General features: G+C 70.4%; 19 protein-coding genes. 10 read left to right on the forward strand and 9 right to left on the reverse strand.

The annotated features are described in order from the left end of the window. Window positions 1–166 precede the first annotated feature (166 nt). A complete protein-coding gene (locus tag AB0M47_RS36190) occupies window positions 167–1,135 on the forward strand; it encodes a pirin family protein (protein WP_363422231.1) in 969 nt (322 codons plus the stop codon). A gap of 182 nt (window positions 1,136–1,317) precedes the next feature. Here AB0M47_RS36190 and AB0M47_RS36195 read toward each other — a convergent pair whose 3' ends face one another. Then, a complete protein-coding gene (locus AB0M47_RS36195) occupies window positions 1,318–2,295 on the reverse strand; it encodes an AAA family ATPase (RefSeq protein ID WP_363422233.1) in 978 nt (325 codons plus the stop codon). Between the two features lie 112 nt (window positions 2,296–2,407). Here AB0M47_RS36195 and AB0M47_RS36200 point away from each other — a divergent pair, with 112 nt between their 5' ends. Next, entirely contained in the window at window positions 2,408–3,208 is an 801-nt protein-coding gene (locus tag AB0M47_RS36200; RefSeq protein ID WP_253761330.1) for a protein phosphatase 2C domain-containing protein, read from the forward strand. Between the two features lie 164 nt (window positions 3,209–3,372). Here AB0M47_RS36200 and AB0M47_RS36205 read toward each other — a convergent pair whose 3' ends face one another. Continuing rightward, a complete protein-coding gene (locus AB0M47_RS36205; protein ID WP_363422235.1) occupies window positions 3,373–4,005 on the reverse strand; it encodes a maleylpyruvate isomerase N-terminal domain-containing protein in 633 nt (210 codons plus the stop codon). A 148-nt stretch (window positions 4,006–4,153) separates the two neighbouring features. On the opposite strand from AB0M47_RS36205, the gene AB0M47_RS36210 reads away from it, so the two are divergent. Beyond that, complete coding sequence (locus AB0M47_RS36210) at window positions 4,154–4,360, forward strand: CsbD family protein (protein ID WP_363422237.1); 207 nt, start codon at window positions 4,154–4,156, stop codon at window positions 4,358–4,360. A gap of 94 nt (window positions 4,361–4,454) precedes the next feature. On the opposite strand, the gene AB0M47_RS36215 is transcribed toward AB0M47_RS36210, so the two are convergent. From AB0M47_RS36215 to AB0M47_RS36225, 3 genes are read right to left on the reverse strand one after another with little or no spacing between them, the layout of a single operon-like run. Continuing rightward, the gene (locus tag AB0M47_RS36215; RefSeq protein ID WP_363422239.1) at window positions 4,455–5,483 is read right to left on the reverse strand and encodes an S-adenosylmethionine:tRNA ribosyltransferase-isomerase; all 1,029 of its coding nucleotides are present in this window, start codon (window positions 5,481–5,483) and stop codon (window positions 4,455–4,457) included. After that, window positions 5,480–5,824 carry a VOC family protein gene (locus AB0M47_RS36220; RefSeq protein ID WP_253761326.1) on the reverse strand — a complete coding sequence of 115 codons (345 nt, stop codon included), beginning with the start codon at window positions 5,822–5,824 and terminating at the stop codon, window positions 5,480–5,482. The genes AB0M47_RS36215 and AB0M47_RS36220 overlap by 4 nt, the downstream gene beginning before the upstream one ends. Continuing rightward, window positions 5,821–6,513, reverse strand: coding sequence for an SDR family NAD(P)-dependent oxidoreductase (locus AB0M47_RS36225; RefSeq protein ID WP_363422241.1), 693 nt, complete (start codon window positions 6,511–6,513; stop codon window positions 5,821–5,823). The genes AB0M47_RS36220 and AB0M47_RS36225 overlap by 4 nt, the downstream gene beginning before the upstream one ends. Before the next feature lie 109 nt (window positions 6,514–6,622). Between AB0M47_RS36225 and AB0M47_RS36230 the strand changes: the two genes are divergently transcribed. Further along, a complete protein-coding gene (locus AB0M47_RS36230; protein WP_363422243.1) occupies window positions 6,623–7,744 on the forward strand; it encodes a GAF domain-containing sensor histidine kinase in 1,122 nt (373 codons plus the stop codon). Continuing rightward, complete coding sequence (locus AB0M47_RS36235; RefSeq protein WP_363422245.1) at window positions 7,737–8,360, forward strand: response regulator transcription factor; 624 nt, start codon at window positions 7,737–7,739, stop codon at window positions 8,358–8,360. Before AB0M47_RS36230 ends, AB0M47_RS36235 begins: the two co-directional genes overlap by 8 nt. A 171-nt stretch (window positions 8,361–8,531) precedes the next feature. On the opposite strand, the gene AB0M47_RS36240 is transcribed toward AB0M47_RS36235, so the two are convergent. Then, window positions 8,532–9,527 carry a hypothetical protein gene (locus AB0M47_RS36240; protein ID WP_363422247.1) on the reverse strand — a complete coding sequence of 332 codons (996 nt, stop codon included), beginning with the start codon at window positions 9,525–9,527 and terminating at the stop codon, window positions 8,532–8,534. A gap of 139 nt (window positions 9,528–9,666) precedes the next feature. Between AB0M47_RS36240 and AB0M47_RS36245 the strand changes: the two genes are divergently transcribed. Beyond that, complete coding sequence (locus AB0M47_RS36245; RefSeq protein ID WP_363422249.1) at window positions 9,667–10,326, forward strand: DUF402 domain-containing protein; 660 nt, start codon at window positions 9,667–9,669, stop codon at window positions 10,324–10,326. 134 nt (window positions 10,327–10,460) lie between these two features. Here the strand turns inward: AB0M47_RS36245 and AB0M47_RS36250 are convergent, their stop codons facing one another. Then, complete coding sequence (locus AB0M47_RS36250; protein ID WP_363422251.1) at window positions 10,461–10,916, reverse strand: MarR family transcriptional regulator; 456 nt, start codon at window positions 10,914–10,916, stop codon at window positions 10,461–10,463. Window positions 10,917–10,986: 70 nt separating this feature from the next. On the opposite strand from AB0M47_RS36250, the gene AB0M47_RS36255 reads away from it, so the two are divergent. Beyond that, window positions 10,987–12,219 (forward strand): MFS transporter, encoded by a 1,233-nt coding sequence (locus tag AB0M47_RS36255; RefSeq protein WP_363422253.1) that lies wholly within the window; start codon window positions 10,987–10,989, stop codon window positions 12,217–12,219. A 3-nt stretch (window positions 12,220–12,222) separates the two neighbouring features. Here the strand turns inward: AB0M47_RS36255 and AB0M47_RS36260 are convergent, their stop codons facing one another. Further along, window positions 12,223–13,446, reverse strand: a complete 1,224-nt coding sequence (locus tag AB0M47_RS36260; RefSeq protein ID WP_363422255.1) for an MFS transporter — start codon at window positions 13,444–13,446, stop codon at window positions 12,223–12,225. Between the two features lie 82 nt (window positions 13,447–13,528). Between AB0M47_RS36260 and AB0M47_RS36265 the strand changes: the two genes are divergently transcribed. Together AB0M47_RS36265 and AB0M47_RS36270 are read left to right on the forward strand one after the other, a co-directional pair. Continuing rightward, complete coding sequence (locus AB0M47_RS36265; protein ID WP_363422257.1) at window positions 13,529–14,401, forward strand: MerR family transcriptional regulator; 873 nt, start codon at window positions 13,529–13,531, stop codon at window positions 14,399–14,401. Further along, on the forward strand, window positions 14,398–15,342 hold the full coding sequence (locus tag AB0M47_RS36270) for a transglutaminase domain-containing protein (protein ID WP_363422259.1): 945 nt from the start codon (window positions 14,398–14,400) through the stop codon (window positions 15,340–15,342). The genes AB0M47_RS36265 and AB0M47_RS36270 overlap by 4 nt, the downstream gene beginning before the upstream one ends. 201 nt (window positions 15,343–15,543) lie before the next feature. On the opposite strand, the gene AB0M47_RS36275 is transcribed toward AB0M47_RS36270, so the two are convergent. Further along, a complete protein-coding gene (locus AB0M47_RS36275) occupies window positions 15,544–17,514 on the reverse strand; it encodes a beta-galactosidase (RefSeq protein WP_363422261.1) in 1,971 nt (656 codons plus the stop codon). Window positions 17,515–17,654: 140 nt separating this feature from the next. Here AB0M47_RS36275 and AB0M47_RS36280 point away from each other — a divergent pair, with 140 nt between their 5' ends. Beyond that, window positions 17,655–18,329 (forward strand): FadR/GntR family transcriptional regulator, encoded by a 675-nt coding sequence (locus AB0M47_RS36280; protein ID WP_363422263.1) that lies wholly within the window; start codon window positions 17,655–17,657, stop codon window positions 18,327–18,329. Window positions 18,330–18,441: the final 112 nt, after the last annotated feature.

Here is an 18,441-nt window from a genome sequence, read left to right on the forward strand (position 1 = left end):
GCCCCACCCCCGTCTCTCCCCGTTGATCATGGAGTTAACTGTGGTCTCGGCGGCGTGTCGAGGGGGTAAACCCCATGATCAACGCCCTTGGGGCGGGGTGGGACGCGGGAGCGGATGAGGGTCGCTTCGGGTCCGGGGGGCGCCGGGGCGCGGGTAGGTTGAGCGCATGAGCAACCTCGACCGCGCCCCGGCGATGTCCACCTGCGGCGGCCGGGCCGGCGTCGCCGCCGAGCCGGTACGCGACCTGATCCCGGGCCGCGTCGTGCAGCTCGGCGAGAGCACCCAGGTACGCCGCCTGCTGCCGACCCTCGGCCGGCGCATGATCGGCGCGTGGTGCTTCATCGATCACTACGGGCCGGACGACATCGCCGCCGAGCCGGGGATGCAGGTGCCACCGCATCCGCACATGGGCCTGCAGACGGTGAGCTGGCTGCACGAGGGCGAGGTGCTGCACCGCGACAGCCTCGGCAGCCTCCAGACGCTGCGCCCGGGTCAGCTGGGCGTGATGACCTCCGGCCGGGCCATCGCCCACTCCGAGGAATCGCCCCGCGAACATCTTCCGCTGCTGCACGGCGCGCAGCTCTGGGTGGCGCTGCCCGACGAGTACCGGCATGTCGAGCCGGCCTTCGAACACCATCCCGCGCTTCCGGTGGTCACCGGCGGCGGCGTGACGGCGACCGTGATGCTCGGCGAGATCGACGGCGCGGCGTCCCCTGGGACGACGTACTCCCCGCTCGTCGGGGCCGACCTGAGCCTGGCGGCCGGTGCCGACGCGCGCTTCCCGCTGGAGCCTGACTTCGAGTACGCCGCGCTCACGATGTCCGGCGGTGCCCGGGTGGACGGCGTACTGCTGGAGCCGGGATCGCTGCTGTATCTGGGTTCCCACCGATCGGACGTCCAACTGGAGTCTGATGTGGACACTGCCGTGCTGCTCCTCGGCGGGGAACCGTTCGCGGAGGAGATCGTGATGTGGTGGAACTTCGTGACGCGTACCGGGGATGAGGTCGCGCAGGCCCGCGAAGCGTGGAACGCGGGGACGGGCGGCTTCGGCGAAGTGCACGGCTACGACGGGGACCGGCTGCTCGCTCCCGCGCTGCCGCCCGGTCAGCTCAAGCCGCGCGGCCGCGCCGGCTGATCCACCACTGGTTCGGCGGCGAGCGCCAGTTCGGTCCGCGGCAAGTGCCTGGTTCGGCGCTGGATCAGGGTTCCAAGTCGAATCTTGGGCCAAGATTCGACACAGATCCCTGATCCACCGCCCAACGCGGGAGCGGCGAGCGGCGGCGAGCGGCGGCGAGCGGCGGCGGCGAGAGGTAAGGGTCAGGGGCGTTTGACGGCCCACAGCGCCGCCTCGGTACGCGACGACGACCCGGTCTTCCGCAGCAGGTTGGACACGTGCACGGCAACCGTCCGGATCGAGATGTCGAGCGACTTCGCGACCTGCTTGTTGGACATCCCGGCGGCGAGGCATTCCAGCACTTGGAGTTCCCGCGCGGTCAGTTCGACCTGTTCGGCCTCCGGCCCGACGGGTTCGTCTTCCAGCGCCGCCAGGCCACGCCCGGCCGTGGTCGCCAGCAGTTCGCTGAGCAGATACGGATTCCCCCCGGTACGCCGCCACACGGCGAGCCCGACTCGTTCGGCGTCCGGCAGTCCGGGGTGGGCCGCCGCGAGGATCTCGGTCACGCGTTCCGGGTCGAGCGGCCCGAGGTGCTGCCGGACGGCGTTCGGTGCGCCCGACAGGCGGGCGAGCGTACGCGCGACCAGGTGCCGTGCGAGGGCCGCTTCGGCCGGTTGGCTCGTCACGATGAGGAGCGCCGGGAGTCTCGGGGCCGCCGCGAGTTCGGCGATGAGGCTCAGGCTGGCCGGGTCGAGGGCGTGCAGATCTTCGACGACCAGGACGGCCGGCCCTTCACCGACCAGTGCGCGCACGGTGCGTACGGCGAGGCGCAGGAGCGCATCCGGCGCGTAGCGCTCGGTCGGGGCCTGGGGGTCTTGGGCGAGCCAGCCCAGTCCGTCGGCCGGGACGGGCAGCGTACGCGTGTCCCGTCCGCTCAGCACGGCGGCGAGCCAGTCGTACGGGGCCGGCGAGTGCAGCCGGGCGGTGCCGGTCAGCACCGTCGCCGGGCGAGGGGCGAACGCCTCGACGGCCGTCGCGACCAGACGGCTCTTGCCGACACCCGGCTGGCCGGTCAGGACGACCACCCCGGTACTCGACAAATCCGGCGATACGACCCGTTCCCATTGGCCGACGAGCTCCCGCAGTTCGTCGGCGCGCCCAACCATCGGCACCGGGTTCACGGCCCAAAGGATACGGTTGCCCCACATTTCTCTCACGGCCGAGAGGGGTCTGCGAGAAATTACGTACTAATGCCTAGAGACATCTGACCATCCTTGCCTGCACCCTTGAGGGATGAGTCTCGCCCTCCGCTCCGTTCTGCTCACCGACCTCGGGCTGATCCGGGCGAACAACGAGGATTCGGCGTACGCCGGGTCCCGGTTGCTCGTGATCGCCGACGGGGTCGGCGGGGCTCCCGCGGGCGAGGACGCGAGCGCGATCGTGATCCGCGAGCTGGCCGCCCTGGAGACCGCCGACCTCGGCGACGAACCGGCGCGGGTGCTCCTCGACCACCTCATGACCGCGAACCGGGGGATCTACCAGGCCACCCTCGACGACCCGTTGAAGGAGGGCATGGGCACCACGATGACGGCCGTGCTGCTCTCCGCCGACGCCGACGACGCGGCCGAGGTGTTGGTGGCGCACGTCGGCGACTCCCGGGCGTACCTGCTGCGGGAGGGCGAGCTGCGCCGGCTGACCAAGGACGACACCTACGTGCAGTCCCTGATCGACCGCGGGGTCCTCTCCGAGGACGACGCCCGCCACCACCCGCAGAAGTCCCTCATCACCCAGTCCGTGCAGGGGCTCGACTTCACCACCGCGTGTTCCACCGTCTCGATCCGCCCGGGCGACCGGTTCCTGCTGTGCAGCGACGGGCTCTCCGACATCGTCACCGACCACAGCATCGCCCACGCGCTGCAGACGCACCCAGAGGTCAAGCAGGCCGCCGAGCAGCTGGTGAAGCTGGCGCTTCAGGCGGGCGCGCCGGACAACGTCACCGTCGTGGTCGCCGATGTGACCACAGTGGAGGCTGACCCGAAGGGCGCGCGGCGACTGCCTGGCGTCGCCCAGCTCGCCGCCCTCCTCGGCCTCTGACCCGGCAGCGCCAACCAACAGCGACGCCCCCGGGCACCCACCCGAAGGCGCACCCACGCGAAGCACGCCGACGCACCCGAAGGCGCACCCACGCGAAGCACGCGCGGGCGAAGGCGCACCCACGCGAAGCACGTCCACGCCCGGGCGAAAGCGGGAGACGAGCGTCAGATCGCCGCGACCGTCGCCGGTGCTCGCTCGGCCCGGCTGAGCGCCCGGAGGACGTTCACCGCCCCGTGCCGCTGCACGGCCAACCGGGACAACAGGTCGACCACGGTCTGCACCGCCGACGGCGGGAACTCCGGCGTCGGCGCGCCGACGCTGACGGCCAGATCGTCGGTGTGCACGATCAGCTCCAGCAGCCGCGTCGTGAGGAAGCCGTCGACGGTGAGCGTCCAGCCCGTCCAGGGCACGAGCACGCCGCCGTCGGAGCGCCCGAGCACGACTCCGGGCAGCTCGGCGAGGGCCGCGGCGACGTCGTCGTTGATCGCGGCGGATCCGGGCTCGGCCGCGGTCTCTCCCGTTTCGCGGATCCCCGCGTTGGTCTCCTCGTCCAGATCCGCCCCACGCCATTTGACCTGGGTGTAGTGCTCGACGAGGTCGATCGGCGCAGCGGCCGACGGTGGCGCCGCCAGGACTCCCGGGATCACCACGATCTGCCGGGAGAGGTGGCCGGCCAGCCCGCCGACGCTCAGCTTGGCCAACGCGCTCGGCTCGGCCCAGCGGGCCGCCACGGCGGGTTCGGCGAGGAACGCCGCCGCCACGGCAGCACTGGCGAGGTAGTCGTCTCGGACGCTCATGCCGAGATCGTGCCACCGCACTCCGACATTCCGCCACGGCGTCCCCAGCAGTGCCGCTATGTCCGATTTATCCGAGCCATAACGGTGGTTAGCGGGCCGCGACCGGGGTACCGCCGGAGATAACCGAGCCCGAGGAGGTCTCAGAGCCATGGGTATGGACGACAACATCCGCAATGAAGCCCAGGAGTGGAAGGGCAAGGCCAAGGAACAAATGGGCGACATGACCGACGACGAGCGAATGCAGGACGAAGGCCAGTCGGAGGAGATGTCGGGCAAGGCCAAGAACATGGGCCAGAAGGCCAAGGACAAGGCGTCGGACATGGGCAAGAAGGCCAAGGACGCCATGAACATGTAGCACCGAGCCGGTTGCACGGAACCGGTTGCACGGATGAGAAGGACGCCGCAGCCCGCGGCGTCCTTCTCGTAGATCAAAGGTCAAGGGACAAGGCTCAGGGGATGAGGAGATTCAGGTCGCCGAACTCGTGCCAGAGATACCCGTGCTCGACGGCCTCGCGATAGCAGGTGGACAGCAGATCCTCGCCGGCTATGGCGGACAGCATCAGCAGGTGCGACGCCTTCGGCTCGTGGAACCCCGTGAGCAGGCCGTCGATGACGCGTACGCCTCGCTCCGGCGTGACCACGACGTCGGTCCACCCCGCCGCGGCCTGGACCGACCCGTCGGCTCGGGCGGCGGTCTCCAGCGCGCGGACCGCGGTCGTGCCCACGGCGATGACCCGCCCACCGGCGGCGCGAGCCTGGGTGACCAGGCGTGCGGTGGTCTCGGGCACCTCGAACCGCTCGGGGTAGGGCCGTTCGTGCGCCTCGGCCGAGGCGACGCCGGTGTGCAGGGTGATCGGCGCGATGACGACGCCGCGGCTGGCCAACCGCGTCACCAGCGCCTCGGTGAACGGCCGGCTCGCGCTCGGCATCTCCGCGCTGCCCTCACGATCGTCCGGGGTGCTGATCGCGAAGACACTGCGGTACGCCCACAGGGGCCAGTCGCGTTCTACATAGGAGTAGCGAATCGGACGGCCATGGGCGCGCAGATAGCGCGGCACCGAGTCGACCGAGACCTCGGCGATCCACAGCCGATCCGAATAAGCCTCGGCCAGCCTGACGACCACGCCGCCGGAGAGCGTGAGCCGCTGCCCGGAGTACGCGTCGAAGAACGGCTGCGTCGAGCCGCCGACCGGACGCCGCACTTCCACGACCCAGCGCCCGTCGGGCTGGCGGGTGGAGAAGTGCACGACGAATTCCTTGTCCACAGTGTCCACTGCTGAGGCCATCGTGGCCGAGGTGTTGACCACCAGCACGTCCCCGGCCCGCAACAGCGACGGCAGATCGGCGAACCGATGGTGGCTGACGCCGTCGGCCGAGCCGACCAGCAGGCGTACCTCGTCGCGCGCCAGGCCTCGGGCCTCGGGTGGCTCGTGCGCCTCCAATTCGGGGGCGAGGGTGAACTCCAGTGTCGCCGTCATGCTTCCGTCCAAACGAGTACGCGGTTGCCGTCGGGGTCGGCGAGCACGAACCCGTAGTGCCCGCGGGGGAAGGTCGCCGGGGTCGTCTCGGCCGCCGGTCCGGCCGCCAGGTGCACGGCGTCGACGCTGGGCCGATCCGGCAGTTCGAGGGCCACGCCCGGCGGCCGGGTCGGGCGCGTGGTCTGGACTATCTCCACCCGGCCGCCACCCGCGTCGTAGACCGCGCCCTGCTCCCCCGGTCGCTTCCAGTGGTCGATGACGGGCAGGGCCAGCAGCCGGCCGTAGTGGTCCGCGCTGCGCTCGAAGTCGGCGACCTCGAACGGAACCCACAACGCGCTCATGCGTTCACCCCGGCCGGGATCCAGTCGGCCAGCTTGTGGCGGCCCGACGACGGACGCTGGGCCAGCAGCCCGAGCAGGCCGGGCGCGACCGACTCCGGCAGCGGCCGGTCGGAGATGTCCTCGCCGGGGAAGGCGTCCTGGTGCATCCGCGTACGCAGATCGCCCGGGTCGACCTGCCACACGGTGACGGCCGGCTCCTCGGCGCCGAGGACCTTGCCGAGGTGTTCCAGGGCGGCCTTCGAAGCGCCGTAGGCGCCCCATCCCTCGTACGCCTCGACGGCGGCGTCCGAGGTCACGTTGAGCACCACGCCCCGCCCCGTACGCAGCAGCGGCAGAGCGGCCTGGGTCAGCGCCACCGGCGCGACGACGTTCACCTCGAACAGGTCCCGCAACGCCTGTCCGGCAACGGCTCCCACCGGCGGCAGCGGGCTCGGCCCGAGCGCTCCGGCGTTGTTGACGAGGAGATCGAGCCCGCCCAGTCGCTCGGCCTGAGCGATCAGGGCGCTCCGGTGCTCGGCGTCGGTGACGTCGCCGGCGACGGCGACCACGTTCGGCAGCGCGCTCGTGGCGCCGATCAGATCGGCTTCGTGGCGGGCGTCGGCGATGACGCTCCAGCCGGCGGCCGACAGCGTACGGGTGAGGGCCAGACCGAGTCCGCGGCTGGCTCCGGTGATGATCGCGGTAGGCATGTCTCGACGCTATGGACTGCTGGGCGTCCGCGAATCGGTCCCGAGCCGCCGCCGTCCTAGGTCCTTGGACCTAGGACCCGACTCCGCCGGTCCCGGCTATGTTGAGGACGTGGACGAACGCAGCACCCTGGACGAGCTGAGCACCGCGGTGCTGGCGGTCAGCCGGCACCGGTCCGTACGCGAGGTGCTGCAGACGATCGTGAAGGCGGCGCGTTCGCTCCTCGACTGCGAGTACGCGGCGTTGGGCGTACCGGACGATCAGGGCGGTTTCGCCGAGTTCGTGGTCGACGGGGTGTCCGACGAGCAATGGGCCGCCATCGGCCCGCTCCCCCGCCAGCACGGCCTGCTCGCGGCGATGTTGCACGACATGCGGCCGCAACGGCTGCCCGACGTGCGCTCGGATCCCCGGTTCGGCTGGTGGCCGGCGGCGCATCCGGTGCTCAAGGACTTCCTCGGGGTGCCGATCACCGACGGCGAGGAGATCCTGGGCGCGGTGTTCCTGGCCAACCGGCGGAGCGGCGAGTTCACCGCCGAGGACGAGAGTCTGCTCGCGGTGCTGGCCGCCCACGCCGCGATCGCGCTGACCAACGCCCGGCTGTACGAGCAGGGCCGGGAGCTGACCCTGCTGGAGGAGCGCCAGCGGGTCGCCCGGGAACTCCACGACGCCGTGGCGCAGAAGCTGTTCAGTCTGCGTCTGACGACCGAGGCCGCGGCGGCGTACGTGCGCAAGGACCCGGCCCGCGCCGAGACCGAGTTGCAGGAGATCCGGCGGCTGGCGGCGCAGGCGACCGAGGAGCTGGGCCAGATCGTGGCCGAGTTGCGGCCCCGCGAGTTGGCCGACACGGGTCTGGTCGAGACGCTGCGGCGGCGGGCGGCTCTTCTGGATCGGGTGCACGAGGCGCGGGTCGAGTTCGTCGCGGAGCTGACCGGAAAGCTCACCCCGGCCGTGGAGGAGGTCGTGCTACGCGTCGCCGAGGAGGCGCTGCACAACGCGTTGCGGCACGCGTCCGCCTCGGTGGTCCAGGTGCGCCTCGCCGACGGCGGGCGCGGCGTGGTCTGCACCATCACCGACGACGGCACCGGCTTCGACACGAGCGTCCCGGCCGCCGCGAACGCCCGGCTCGGCCTGTCGTCCATGCGCGAGCGCGCGCGCCGCGTGGGCGGCGCGCTCTCGGTCGCCTCACGGCCCGGCGGCGGCACGACGGTCACCCTGGAGGTCCCCCGTGGCTGAGATCCGCGTCCTGCTCACCGACGATCACGCAGTGGTACGCCGTGGGCTGCGAGTCTTTCTGGAGACTCATGACGACATAACCGTCGTCGGTGAGGCGGGCGATGGCGCGGAGGCCGTCACGCAGGCCTTGGCGACGCAGCCGGACGTCATCCTGCTCGATCTCAAGATGCCGGGCGTGGACGGTGTCGAGGCCATCAAACGCCTCCGCGACGCGGGCAGCGCGGCGAAGGTGCTCGTAGTCACCAGTTTCACCGACGCGCCCTCGGTCCTGCCGGCGATCCGGGCGGGCGCGGCGGGCTGCGTCGCCAAGGATGTCGACCCGGCCGCGCTCGCGAACGCCATCCGCACCGTCCACGCTGGACACGTCGTGCTGCCGCCGGCCATCGCCGCCGCGCTGAGCACCGGGGTCTCCGGCGACCGGCTGGATCAACTGACCGCCCGCGAACGGGAGGTCCTCCAGCAGCTGGCGCTCGGCCGGTCGAACCGGGAGATCGCCCGCGAGCTGCACCTGGCCGAGAAGACGGTGAAGACGCACGTGTCGGCGATCCTCATGAAGCTGGAGGTCGACGACCGAACCCAAGCGGCCCTGTACGCCGTCCGCCACGGCCTCGCCTAACCCACCCCCCTGCCCCCCCACCCCACCCCACCCCCCACCCCGTTCCGTTGATCATGGAGTTAACTGCGGTATCGACGGCGTGTCACACCCGGAAACTCCATGATCAACGCGCCTGGGGCGGCGGCGGGTGAGCGCGCGTGGGTGGGTGGCGGGTGGGTGGGTGGCGGGTGGTCAGGCAGCGAGGACGGGCTCTAAGCGGAGGTCGGCCGCGGCGGCCTCGTCCCGGCTGTGGTTGAGCAGGGCGTCCGCCTTCGCCAGCGGGATGCCGGTCGCGATGAGCAGGTTCAGCACCGCCGCGTCGGCGTCGGCGGCCACTGCGGCGCTGGCCAGGCCGAGATGCTCGCCGCGCATCACGTCGATCCAGCGCGCGGCCGAGACGAGCTGCGGCTGCGCCACCCGGAGCGGGCCGTCCCGGCGAAGTTCGTCGCGCAGCAGACCGACTCCGTCGGCGAGGGACTCCAGCATCGGCGGCAACGCGACCGGCACCGGCTCGCCACCGTGCAGGACGCCCCACCAGGCGTGCCGGGCCATCACCCGGATGTTGCGGACGGCGTACCCGATCTCGCGGGCGGTCTCCGCGTACGCGTCGAGGTCCTGCCCGGTCGTCCAGAGCGTGATCGCCGACGAGCGCCGGGTCGCCAGGAGCACCTCGTTCAACCGGCGTAGGTCGTTCTCCGTGTCGACCAAGGCGTAGACGGCGCCCCGAGCCGATTCGGCGTCCCGCGTACGCAGCGCGCCCGCGATCGTCCGCACGTTCACGGTCAGGGTGTTGAGCAGCGGCTCCAACTGCGCGTTCACCTGCCGCGTCGCGTTGCGGGGCGTGGTGAGGAACGCGACGACCATCGCGACCGCGACGCCCACGACGAAGTCGAGCACGACCCGGTCGAACGATCGGTATCCCGCCGCGACGGCCGCGATGGCGAGGCCGAAGCCCATGCCGAAGAAGAAGACGGCGACGGAGCGCCGATGGCGGGCGCAGACGAATTCCAGCGTCGTGATCGCGAAGAGCGGCGCACCTACCGGTTTGTCGAAGCCCAGTAGCAGCGCGACGACGATCGCCAGCCCACCGGCGGCGAGGATCTGCAGGACGGCCGGCAGTTCCCGGCGAGCCACCCGGCTCAGCCAGCGCCATCCGCCCTGGTGCGTCATGGTCTCCCGCGAATCCATCCGACAAGTCTGGCGATTCGATTACGCGTTGTACAGGGGCAACTACTAAATGTGTCTCAGTCCGCAATGGCTTCTGACCTGGGAAAACGGACACCAGGCGCGGCAGCTCGCATCCGGCGAGATCGACTAGGCTGGACGAGTGTTCGCGCCGGGTCAGCTCCTCCTCCACCGCGGCTTCGTCGGCGAGCGCCTGGTGTTCCTCAAACTGGCCCGGGTCGTCCAGCACGACGAGCGCGGCCTGCTGCTCTGGATCGCCCACGGCACGCCCATCCTGATCAGCCTCTCCGAGGCCGGCGAGGGAATCCGGGACATGCCCTACGCGGAGTGGATCACCCGGCGCGAAGAGCTGCGGCAGATGGTCCGCTACGGGCCGGACATGCTGATGTTCATCCCGCCGCAGACCCCGGGGGCCGCCTCGGCCCATTCGGTCTGGTTCTTCTGGGACGGGCGCCACAACTTCGGCGGCTGGTACGGCAACCTCGAGGAGCCCTCGGTCCTGTGGTCCGACGGCGGGCTCGCCGGCGTCGACACCACCGACCAGGATCTCGACATCTGGGTGTGGCCCGATCGCACCTGGGCGTGGAAGGACGAGGACGAGTTCGAGGAGCGCCTCGCCTTCCCCGAGCACTACTGGGTGCCCGATCCCGACGCCGTCCGAGCCGAGGGCGTACGCCTGACGAAGGTCATCGAGGCGGCCGAGTTCCCGTTCGACGGGACGTGGACGGACTACCGGCCCGACCCGGACTGGACGTGGCCGTTGTCCGTCCCCGACGGCTACGACCGCCCCCGCGCCCGATAACGCGCGAAAGCCCCGCCCGATAACGCACGAAAGCCCCCGCCCGATAACGCACGAAAGCCCCCGCCCGATAACGCACGAAAGCCCCCGCCCGATAACGCATGAAAGCCGCCCCGGGGCCATGACGCTGAAGGTGATCAGGTCCGGGCGCGGATCACCGCGTCCATGTCGTGATTGAGCCGGGCCAGCAGCCGGCTGAGCGCCGTCCGGTCGGCGTCGTCCCAGTTCGCGAGGATCTGTTCGTAGAGCGCGACCCGGGCTTGGCGTACTGATTCGACCCGGGCCAGCCCGGCCGGGGTGGGGCTCACCAGGATCACCCGGCCGTCCTGCGGTCCCTTGCTCCGTTCCACGAGCCCGTCCCGCTCCAGCGCGCTGACCTGCCGCGTCACCGTCGAGCCGTCCAGCCCGAGCGCTTCGGCGAGGGCGTTGATCTGGGCCGGCCCGTGTTCGGCCAGCCGCCGCAACAACAGGTACGCCGCCCGATCGAGCGCCCGGTGCGGGGCTTGTTCGCCCGCTCGCCGGGTCGCCTCGGCGCGTCGCATGAGCAACGCCACTTCCATCTCGATCGTCTCGAGTTCCCCCTGGTCCGACATAGCTGTATGATACAGGTTAGTTAGCTGTACGATACAGATATTTTTCGACAGATTCTTCGGAGGCCCGCCGATGTCTCGCGGCAACGAACCCAATCGTGGCGCGATCTACGCCACCGCCATCGCGGCGTACCTGGCGATCGCCGGGATCGCCGTGGTCGACCCGATCCTGCCCGCCATCGGCGAGGCCATCGGAGTGTCGCCCTGGCAGGTCGAACTGCTGTTCACGGCGTACATCGCGGTCATGGGGCTGGGCATGATCCCGGCCGTGCTGGCGACCGGGAGGTTCGGCTTCAAGAAGATCCTCATCACCGGGGTCACCACCGTGGGCGTCGCCGCGATCCTGGCCGCGTTCAGCCAGAACATCGGTCAGCTCGCCACCCTGCGCGGGGTTTGGGGACTGGGCAACGCGATGTTCTTCGCGACCGCGATGGTCATCATGATCGCCCTCGCCAAGTCCCGCGAATGGGTCGTCGGGCTCTTCGAGACCGCGCTCGGCCTCGGCTTCGCCACCGGCCCGCTGATCGGCGGCCTGCTCGGCGAGGTCTCCTGGCGACTGCCGTTCTTCGCCTGCGGCGTCTTCATGCTGATCGCGCTCGGGGTGGCCGCCACCCGGCTCCGCGAACCAGCCCCGCAACCCCCGGTGAAGCTGGTCGAGATCGGCCGCACCTTCAAGCGCAAGGCGTTCATCGCGCTGTGCGCGATCACCGGCACCTACAACTTCGCGTTCTTCATCGTGCTCGGGTACGCCCCACTGGCGCTGCACCTCGACGTCGTCCCGCTGGGGCTGGCCTTCACCGGCTGGGGTCTCGGCCTCGCCCTGGGCATCCTCGGCATCGGGCACCGGCTCGCCCACCGGATCGGCGCGGTGCAGACGGTCGGCATCGCCCTGACCGGATTGCTGCTGTGCCTGGTCGGCTTCGCGGTGTCGACGACCACCCCGGAGAAGCTGGTCATCCTGGTGCTCTCCGGTCTGTGCATGGGTGTCGCCAACGCCCTGCTCACCGACCTCGCCCTCGGGCTCGGCTCGGCCGACCGCCGGGTCGCCACCGGGGCGTTCAACCTGGTCCGGTGGGGCGCGGCCGCCCCGGCTCCGGTCGTGGCCGGGCTGCTGGTCGAGCACTCCACGCCGGCGTCGCCGTTCTGGGTCGGCGCGGCGGTGCTGGCCGTGGGCGTAGTGGCCTTCCTGCTCTTCGGCAAGCTGATGGCGCACGGCATCGGCGAGGGCGTCTTCTGGGCGCGGCTCAACGCGGGCGCGCGTACCGCCGAGAACACCCCGGAGGAGGCGATCGGCGAGGCGTACTGAGCTTCACCCATCCCCACGCGGGGGCCGGCGGACGACCACGGCGACGGCGACACCGAGCACCACGGTGAGCACGCCGGACAGCAGCAGCGTCCGCTGGCCCCCGATCTCGCTCACGATCGGCCCGCCGAGCAGCGTCCCGGCGGCGACCGACGGAATGGTCAACGCCGTCCGCGCCGCCAGTACGCCGCTCAGCAGCTCCGGCGGCGAGGTGCGCTGGAACAACGCGGTGCAGACGGCGTTGAACGGCCCGTAGATCACCCCGCCCACGGCGAACCCGACGAGGCCTGGCCAGATGCTCGAGGCGAGGCCGATCGGCAGCAGCGCCAAGCCCCAGCCGATGACGACGCCGACCACGACCGTCCACAGTGACCATCGCTGGAGGAGCCCGGCCGACAGGCCGCCGACGACCGCGCCCACGCTGAAAACCGCCCAGTACGCGCCCAGCACCCCGGGCGACGCGTCCAGCTCCCGGGCCACGAACACGGGCAAGGCGACCTCGACGGGACCGTAGAGGAAGTAGAGGACGCAGGTCACCGCGACCAGTCCGAGCAACTGCGGCCGCCGCAGCAGTTCGCCCCATGCGATGCCGCCACCACCCGAGCGCACCGTCGTCGATCGGCCGGCTAGCGGCAACGCCGTCAGGGCGAGCACGAGGAACGAACCGGCGTCGGCGAGGATGACCCAGGCCGGCCCGGTGGCGGCGGTGAGGAAGCCGGCCAGCGCCGGTCCGGCGACGAGCGCGGCCTGGGTGAACGTCGAGATCAGGGCGTTGCCGGCGATCTGCTCCTCGGCGGGCAGCACCTCTGCCACCATCGTGTACGCCCCGGCGTTGCCCCACGCGTGCAACAGCGACGAGACGGCGAGCAGACCGACGAAGCCCAGTGCGCTCAACGCATCGGCCAACGCCAGCGCCGCGATCGTGCCCAGCACCGCGGCCCGGACCGCGGCGTCCACCGCCACCAGCGCCGCTCCGTTCATTCGGCGTACAAGTCGGCTGAAGACGACAGCGCCGACTGACGCGGGCAGCGAGTAGGCCGCGACCGCGAGACCGGTCCAGACGCCCGCCTGAGCGGGCGGCGCGAGCTGAAGGGCGAGCCACGCGACCGCCACCATGCTCATCCCGTCGCCGAGGGCGGACACCGCCAGGCCGGGCAGCACCCGGCGCAGACTGGGGCGGGCCAGGACGCGGCGGTAGACGCTGGTCGGGGCTTCGGCGAGGGTCGTCACCGCCCGATCATGGACCCTCGACCGAAGTTGAGGTCAACTCGGGGCTTCACCCTGCCCCAAGGGCCGGGTGCAGACTTGGCCCATGCACCGCGACACCCGCCGTGCGGCCCTCACGATCAGCGAGTTCGGGCGCCGCACCGGCCTTTCCCACAAAGCGCTGCGGCTGTACGACCTGTCCGGCCTGTTGCCGCCGGCCGAGGTCGATCCGGCCAACGGCTATCGGCTGTACGCGCCGGAGCAGATCGACCGGGCGAAGCTGATCTCGCTGCTCCGACGGCTCGACATGCCGTTGGCGACCGTCGCCGAGGTGCTCGACGGCGTCGCCGAGGGCGCCCGCGACGGCGTCGAACGCCAGGTGCTGCGCTGGTGGAACAGCCAGGAGGAGCAGCACCGCGTACGCCGGGAGCTGGTCGAGTATCTGCGGTCCGAGTGGTTGAGCACCGATCCGCAACGACCCGAGTACTGGGTGGCGACGCGGTCGGTTCCGGAGACGAAGGTCGCCGCTATCCGGCGCGAGGTCGATCAGGCGGCCCTCGTCGACACCATGAGCGCGGCCGCCGCCGAGATCCGGGCGCACCTGACGGCGAGCGGCATCGAGACCGAGCAGCTCGGCTTCGGGCGAGAGGAATGGTGGATCTACCACGGCACGGTGTCCCCGGACAGCGAGGCGCCGGTCGAGGTGTGCATCCCGTTCACCGGACCGGCCGAGCCGACGGCGAACATCACCATTCGCGTCGAGCCCGCCCAGATTCAGGCGTACGCCACCGTCACGAAGCGCGAATGCCTGTATCCCCGGATTCTGCACGCCTACGACGCCGTCACGCGGTTCGTCCGCGACACCGAGCTGAGCCCGTTCGGGCCGCCCCGCGAGGTCTACTTCACCTGCCTGGACGAGGTCGGCGACGACGATTCGTTCGCGTACGTCGCCCAGCCCATCGAGAGGATCCGCCCATGAAGCAGTACGCGCGCCATTCGGCGTACACCGATCCCGGCCCCTTCGGCGCGCTGCTCGACGCGCTGCCGTCGGACATCCCGGGGCTCACCGCCGCCGTCCGGAACACCGTCATCCACTATCGACACTCCGGTGAGAAGCTGCCCGACGAGCACTTCCTGGAGATCAACAATCGTTGGGTCGAGCGGATTCTGGCGACCGACCAGGAGCGTCACCCGTACGCCCTCGCCGAGCCGCGCGAGGTGACCGATCGGGTGCTCGGCTGCTGCCGCGACTACACCCTGCTCACCGTGGCGGGCCTGCGACAGCACGGCATCCCGGCGCGCAGCCGCATCGGGTTCGCGAACTACTTCCGCGAGAACTACCACCATGACCACGTCGTCGTGGAGTACTGGAACGGCGACCGCTGGGTCTGGGTCGACAGCCAGCTCGACCCCGGCCCGTCCTGGCCCTTCGACGTCCAGGACATGCCGCGACCTGCCACGGGCGCCCCGTTCGTCACGGCGGCCGAGGTCTGGACGGCGTTCCGGAAGGGCGAGGCCGACCCGTGGAACTACGGGATCGGGCCCGATCAGCCGGTCGGCGGGCCGTGGTTCATCTTCGACTACGTGCTTATCGAACTGGCCCACCGGCAGCGTGAGGAAATCCTGCTGTGGGACGCGTTCGGCGCGATGAGTGGCGACTTCGCGGACGAGATGTCCACTGAGGATCCGCGAGTGGCGCTGGCCGACGAGATCGCCGCACTCTTGATCGCCGCGGACGCCGGCTCGGAAGAGGCTGAAAGCGAGCTTTCCGAACGCTTTGCGGCCGATGATCGTCTGAATCCCCGGGGCCAGGTCATCTGCCATACGCCCGATGAACGTGGGATGTTCGCCGTTGATCTCACAACGCGAGAATTGGAAACGGTATCTGCGTTCCCAGGCGTGGCGCAGAGCGCGGCATAGGTGTAACGTCTCCGGCGTAGCTCGCCCGCATGGCTTCCCCCGTGGCCACGCGGGCGAGCCCTTTTCTGGCCTCTTTCCTCACCCGGCCAGGGTTCTTTCCTCACCAGATCAGGGTTCCGGGTCGAATCATGGTGCAAGATTCGACCCAGAACCCTGATCCAGCGCGGGTAAGCGATCCGTGATCCGGCGCGATAAGCGAACTCAGTGCCGGAGCACCGCGACGCCGTGAGCCGCCAGCGAGACCGACGTCACCGAGGCGTCGGAGCCGAGCAGGTCGACCGCGGGTGCGGGCAGCGTCACGGTCACGTCCGACGCGGAGTGGTTGAGGAGGAACAGGTAGTCGGCCTCCGCACCGTGCCGGACGATCGCCTGCACGTCGTCGGGCAGCCCCGGCAGGACCGGTTCGACCCCGGCCTCGGCGCGTACCCGGTCGAGCAGGGTCCGCATCAGCGCCGGGTTCGGCCGCGTCCCGAGGTACCAGGCGACGCCCTCGCCGTACTCGTGCCGCGTGATCGCCGGCCGACCGGCCAGCTCCCCTTCGGTGAACGTGGCTACGGCCTCGGCGCCCTCGGTCTCGATCCACTCCGACCAGATCGTGCCGGTGCCGCCGTCCACGCCGATCGACCCGCCGACCGGCAACGGCCAGAACTCGTCGATCTTCAGACCCAGCACCTCACGCAGCGGCGCGGGATATCCGCCCAGGTAGGCGCGCTCCTGCTCGTCCACGATCCCCGTGAAGAACGAGACCACGAGGGTCCCGCCGGCCGCGACATAGCGGGTCAGCGCCTCGGCCGCCGCCTGACTCAGAAGATACAGATTCGGGACGACGACCAGCTTGTACGCCGAAAGATCCGTCGCCGGATGCACGACGTCGACCGTCACGTGCGCGTCGAAGAGGGGGTCGAAGTGCGCCCGGTGTGCCGGGAGCAGCTCGACGACGCCGGGATGGGCGTCTCCTTCGACCGCGCGCCAGTTGTCCCAGTCGTGGAGGATCGCGACCTCTGCGCGTACCCGTGAGTCCGCGATCTCGGACGCCGCGGCGAGTTCCCGGCCCAGGGCCTGGACCTCCCGGTGAGTCCGGGTGTCCGGCCCACCGTGCGGGACCATCGCCGAGTGGAACTTCTCGGCGCCGCCGACGGCTTGGCGCCACTGGAAGAAGAGCACCGCGTCCGCGCCCTGGGCGATGGCCTGCCAGCTCCACAGCCGCATGACGCCGGGGGCCTTGGGCGCGTTGCGGGGCCGCCAGTTGACCGCGCTCGGGGCCTGCTCCATGAGCAGCCACGGCTGCCCGCCCTTGACCGAGCGGATGAGGTCGTAGCCGAACGCGGCCTCGACGTGCGACCGCCGGTCGTAGGGGTCGGGGTAGCTGTCGAGACTGACGACGTCCTGCTCGGCGGCCCACTTGTAGGAGTCGATCGGCTTGTGCACCAGACCGATGAAGTTCGTGGTGACCGGCACGTCCGGCGTGTGCGCCCGGATGATGTCGCGTTCGACCAGGTAGCACTGGAGGATCGCGTCGTCGCTGAACCGGGCGAAGTCCAGCTTGTGCGCCGGGTTGCCGAAGGTCGGCATGGCCCGCGGCGGGAAGATCTCGGCCCAGTCGGAGTAGCGCTGCGACCAGAACGTGGTCGACCAGTTCTCGTTCAGCGTGTCGATGTCGCCGTACCGGTCACGCAGCCAGCGCCGGAAGTCCTCGGCCGAGACGTCGCAGAAGCACTGCCGGGTGTGGCAGCCGTACTCGTTGCCGATGTGCCAGATCTTGAGCGCCGGATGGTCGCCGTATCGCTGGGCGAGCTGCTCGACCAGGCGGCCGGCGTACTCGCGATAGATCGGGCTGGACGGGCAGTAGTGCTGCCGGGAGCCCGGCCAGAGGCGGGTGCCGTCGGCGCGCTCGGGAAGGATCTCCGGGTGCTTGACCGACAGCCACGGCGGCGGCGAAGCCGTCATGGTGGCCAGGCTCGCCCCGACCCCGTACTGGGCCAGGTTGTCCATGACTTGGTCGAACCACCCGAAGTCGTACGCGCCAGGGGCGGGTTCGACGGTGGCCCAGGAGAAGATGCCGACGGAGACGAGGGAGACCCCGGCCTCGGTCATCAGCTTCATGTCCTCGGTCCAGACCTCTGGCGACCATTGCTCGGGGTTGTAGTCGCCGCCGTAATGGATTCGGTTCATGATTCCTCAACGAAGTAGCGGTCGTAGGACATGGGATGTCCTGCCTCACGTGTCGAAACTAGGTAAACCACGGCCCGCCGTCAAGCGCGTACGCGGTGTAAATTGCTGTACCGACAAGGTGGGATGTCGGGAGGATTCAGATGGCCAGGCGCAGCGGGGAAACCGTTCAGGACCGGATCGTGGCGATGATCCACGACCGCGGCCTCGTGCCGGGCGAGGCGATGCCGACCGAACCGCAGCTCATGGACCTGCTTGGGGCCAGCCGCAACAGCGTACGCGAGGCGGTCCGGGCCCTTCAGGCGCTCGGGATCGTCGAGATCCGGCACGGCTTCGGCACCTTCGTCGGCAAGGCCTCCCTCGACGTGCTGAGCCCGTCGCTGGAGTTCCGGATCCGATCCGGCTCCCAGGGCGCGGTCAAAGCGCTGCACGATCTCGTCGAGATCCGCGAGATCCTGGAGACCGGCCTGATCGCCCGGGTCGCCGGCTCCACCAACGCGTCCCGGCTGTCCGCATTGGACGCCCTGGTCACCGCGATGCAGACCGACCTGGAAGCCGACCGGGCCTTCCACGCCCTGCTCTACGAGAGCAGCGGCAACGAACTGGTGCTCCAGCTCATCGACCTGTTCTGGCAGGTCTACCACCAGGTCGAGCCGATCCTCGGCGCACCCGACTCGGTGATGGAGGACATCGTCGCCAACCACCGCCGCATCGTCGACGCGCTGCGCGCCCAGGACCCGGTCGCCGCGTCCGACGCGATGCGCCAGCACTTCCGGGGAGTGAAGGCGCGCATCGCCCGCGCCGAATCCACCCCCTAACCCTCCCCCTCCCCCTCCCCCCCGCCCCCCCCCCCCCCCCCGGTGTTGAAGGGGTAAGATCGGTGGGGAGGGGGGGGCGGGGGGGGGGACGACAGATACAAAAGGCAAAAGC

The sequence above is a fragment of the Hamadaea sp. NPDC051192 genome (assembly GCF_040682475.1).
In the GTDB taxonomy this organism is placed as follows: Bacteria; Actinomycetota; Actinomycetes; order Mycobacteriales; family Micromonosporaceae; genus Hamadaea; species Hamadaea flava.

Excerpts from the sequence above, each read along its gene's own strand:
- AB0M47_RS36200 (WP_253761330.1), top strand. The coding sequence starts at position 2,408 with ATGAGTCTCGCCCTCCGCTCCGTTCTGCTCACCGACCTCGGGCTGATC.
- AB0M47_RS36250 (WP_363422251.1), bottom strand. The coding sequence starts at position 10,916 with ATGTCGGACCAGGGGGAACTCGAGACGATCGAGATGGAAGTGGCGTTG.
- AB0M47_RS36265 (WP_363422257.1), top strand. The coding sequence starts at position 13,529 with ATGCACCGCGACACCCGCCGTGCGGCCCTCACGATCAGCGAGTTCGGG.
- AB0M47_RS36215 (WP_363422239.1), bottom strand. The coding sequence starts at position 5,483 with ATGACGGCGACACTGGAGTTCACCCTCGCCCCCGAATTGGAGGCGCAC.
- AB0M47_RS36275 (WP_363422261.1), bottom strand. The coding sequence starts at position 17,514 with ATGAACCGAATCCATTACGGCGGCGACTACAACCCCGAGCAATGGTCG.
- AB0M47_RS36190 (WP_363422231.1), top strand. The coding sequence starts at position 167 with ATGAGCAACCTCGACCGCGCCCCGGCGATGTCCACCTGCGGCGGCCGG.
- AB0M47_RS36255 (WP_363422253.1), top strand. The coding sequence starts at position 10,987 with ATGTCTCGCGGCAACGAACCCAATCGTGGCGCGATCTACGCCACCGCC.
- AB0M47_RS36280 (WP_363422263.1), top strand. The coding sequence starts at position 17,655 with ATGGCCAGGCGCAGCGGGGAAACCGTTCAGGACCGGATCGTGGCGATG.
- AB0M47_RS36220 (WP_253761326.1), bottom strand. The coding sequence starts at position 5,824 with ATGAGCGCGTTGTGGGTTCCGTTCGAGGTCGCCGACTTCGAGCGCAGC.
- AB0M47_RS36205 (WP_363422235.1), bottom strand. The coding sequence starts at position 4,005 with ATGAGCGTCCGAGACGACTACCTCGCCAGTGCTGCCGTGGCGGCGGCG.
- AB0M47_RS36270 (WP_363422259.1), top strand. The coding sequence starts at position 14,398 with ATGAAGCAGTACGCGCGCCATTCGGCGTACACCGATCCCGGCCCCTTC.
- AB0M47_RS36225 (WP_363422241.1), bottom strand. The coding sequence starts at position 6,513 with ATGCCTACCGCGATCATCACCGGAGCCAGCCGCGGACTCGGTCTGGCC.
- AB0M47_RS36240 (WP_363422247.1), bottom strand. The coding sequence starts at position 9,527 with ATGGATTCGCGGGAGACCATGACGCACCAGGGCGGATGGCGCTGGCTG.
- AB0M47_RS36210 (WP_363422237.1), top strand. The coding sequence starts at position 4,154 with ATGGGTATGGACGACAACATCCGCAATGAAGCCCAGGAGTGGAAGGGC.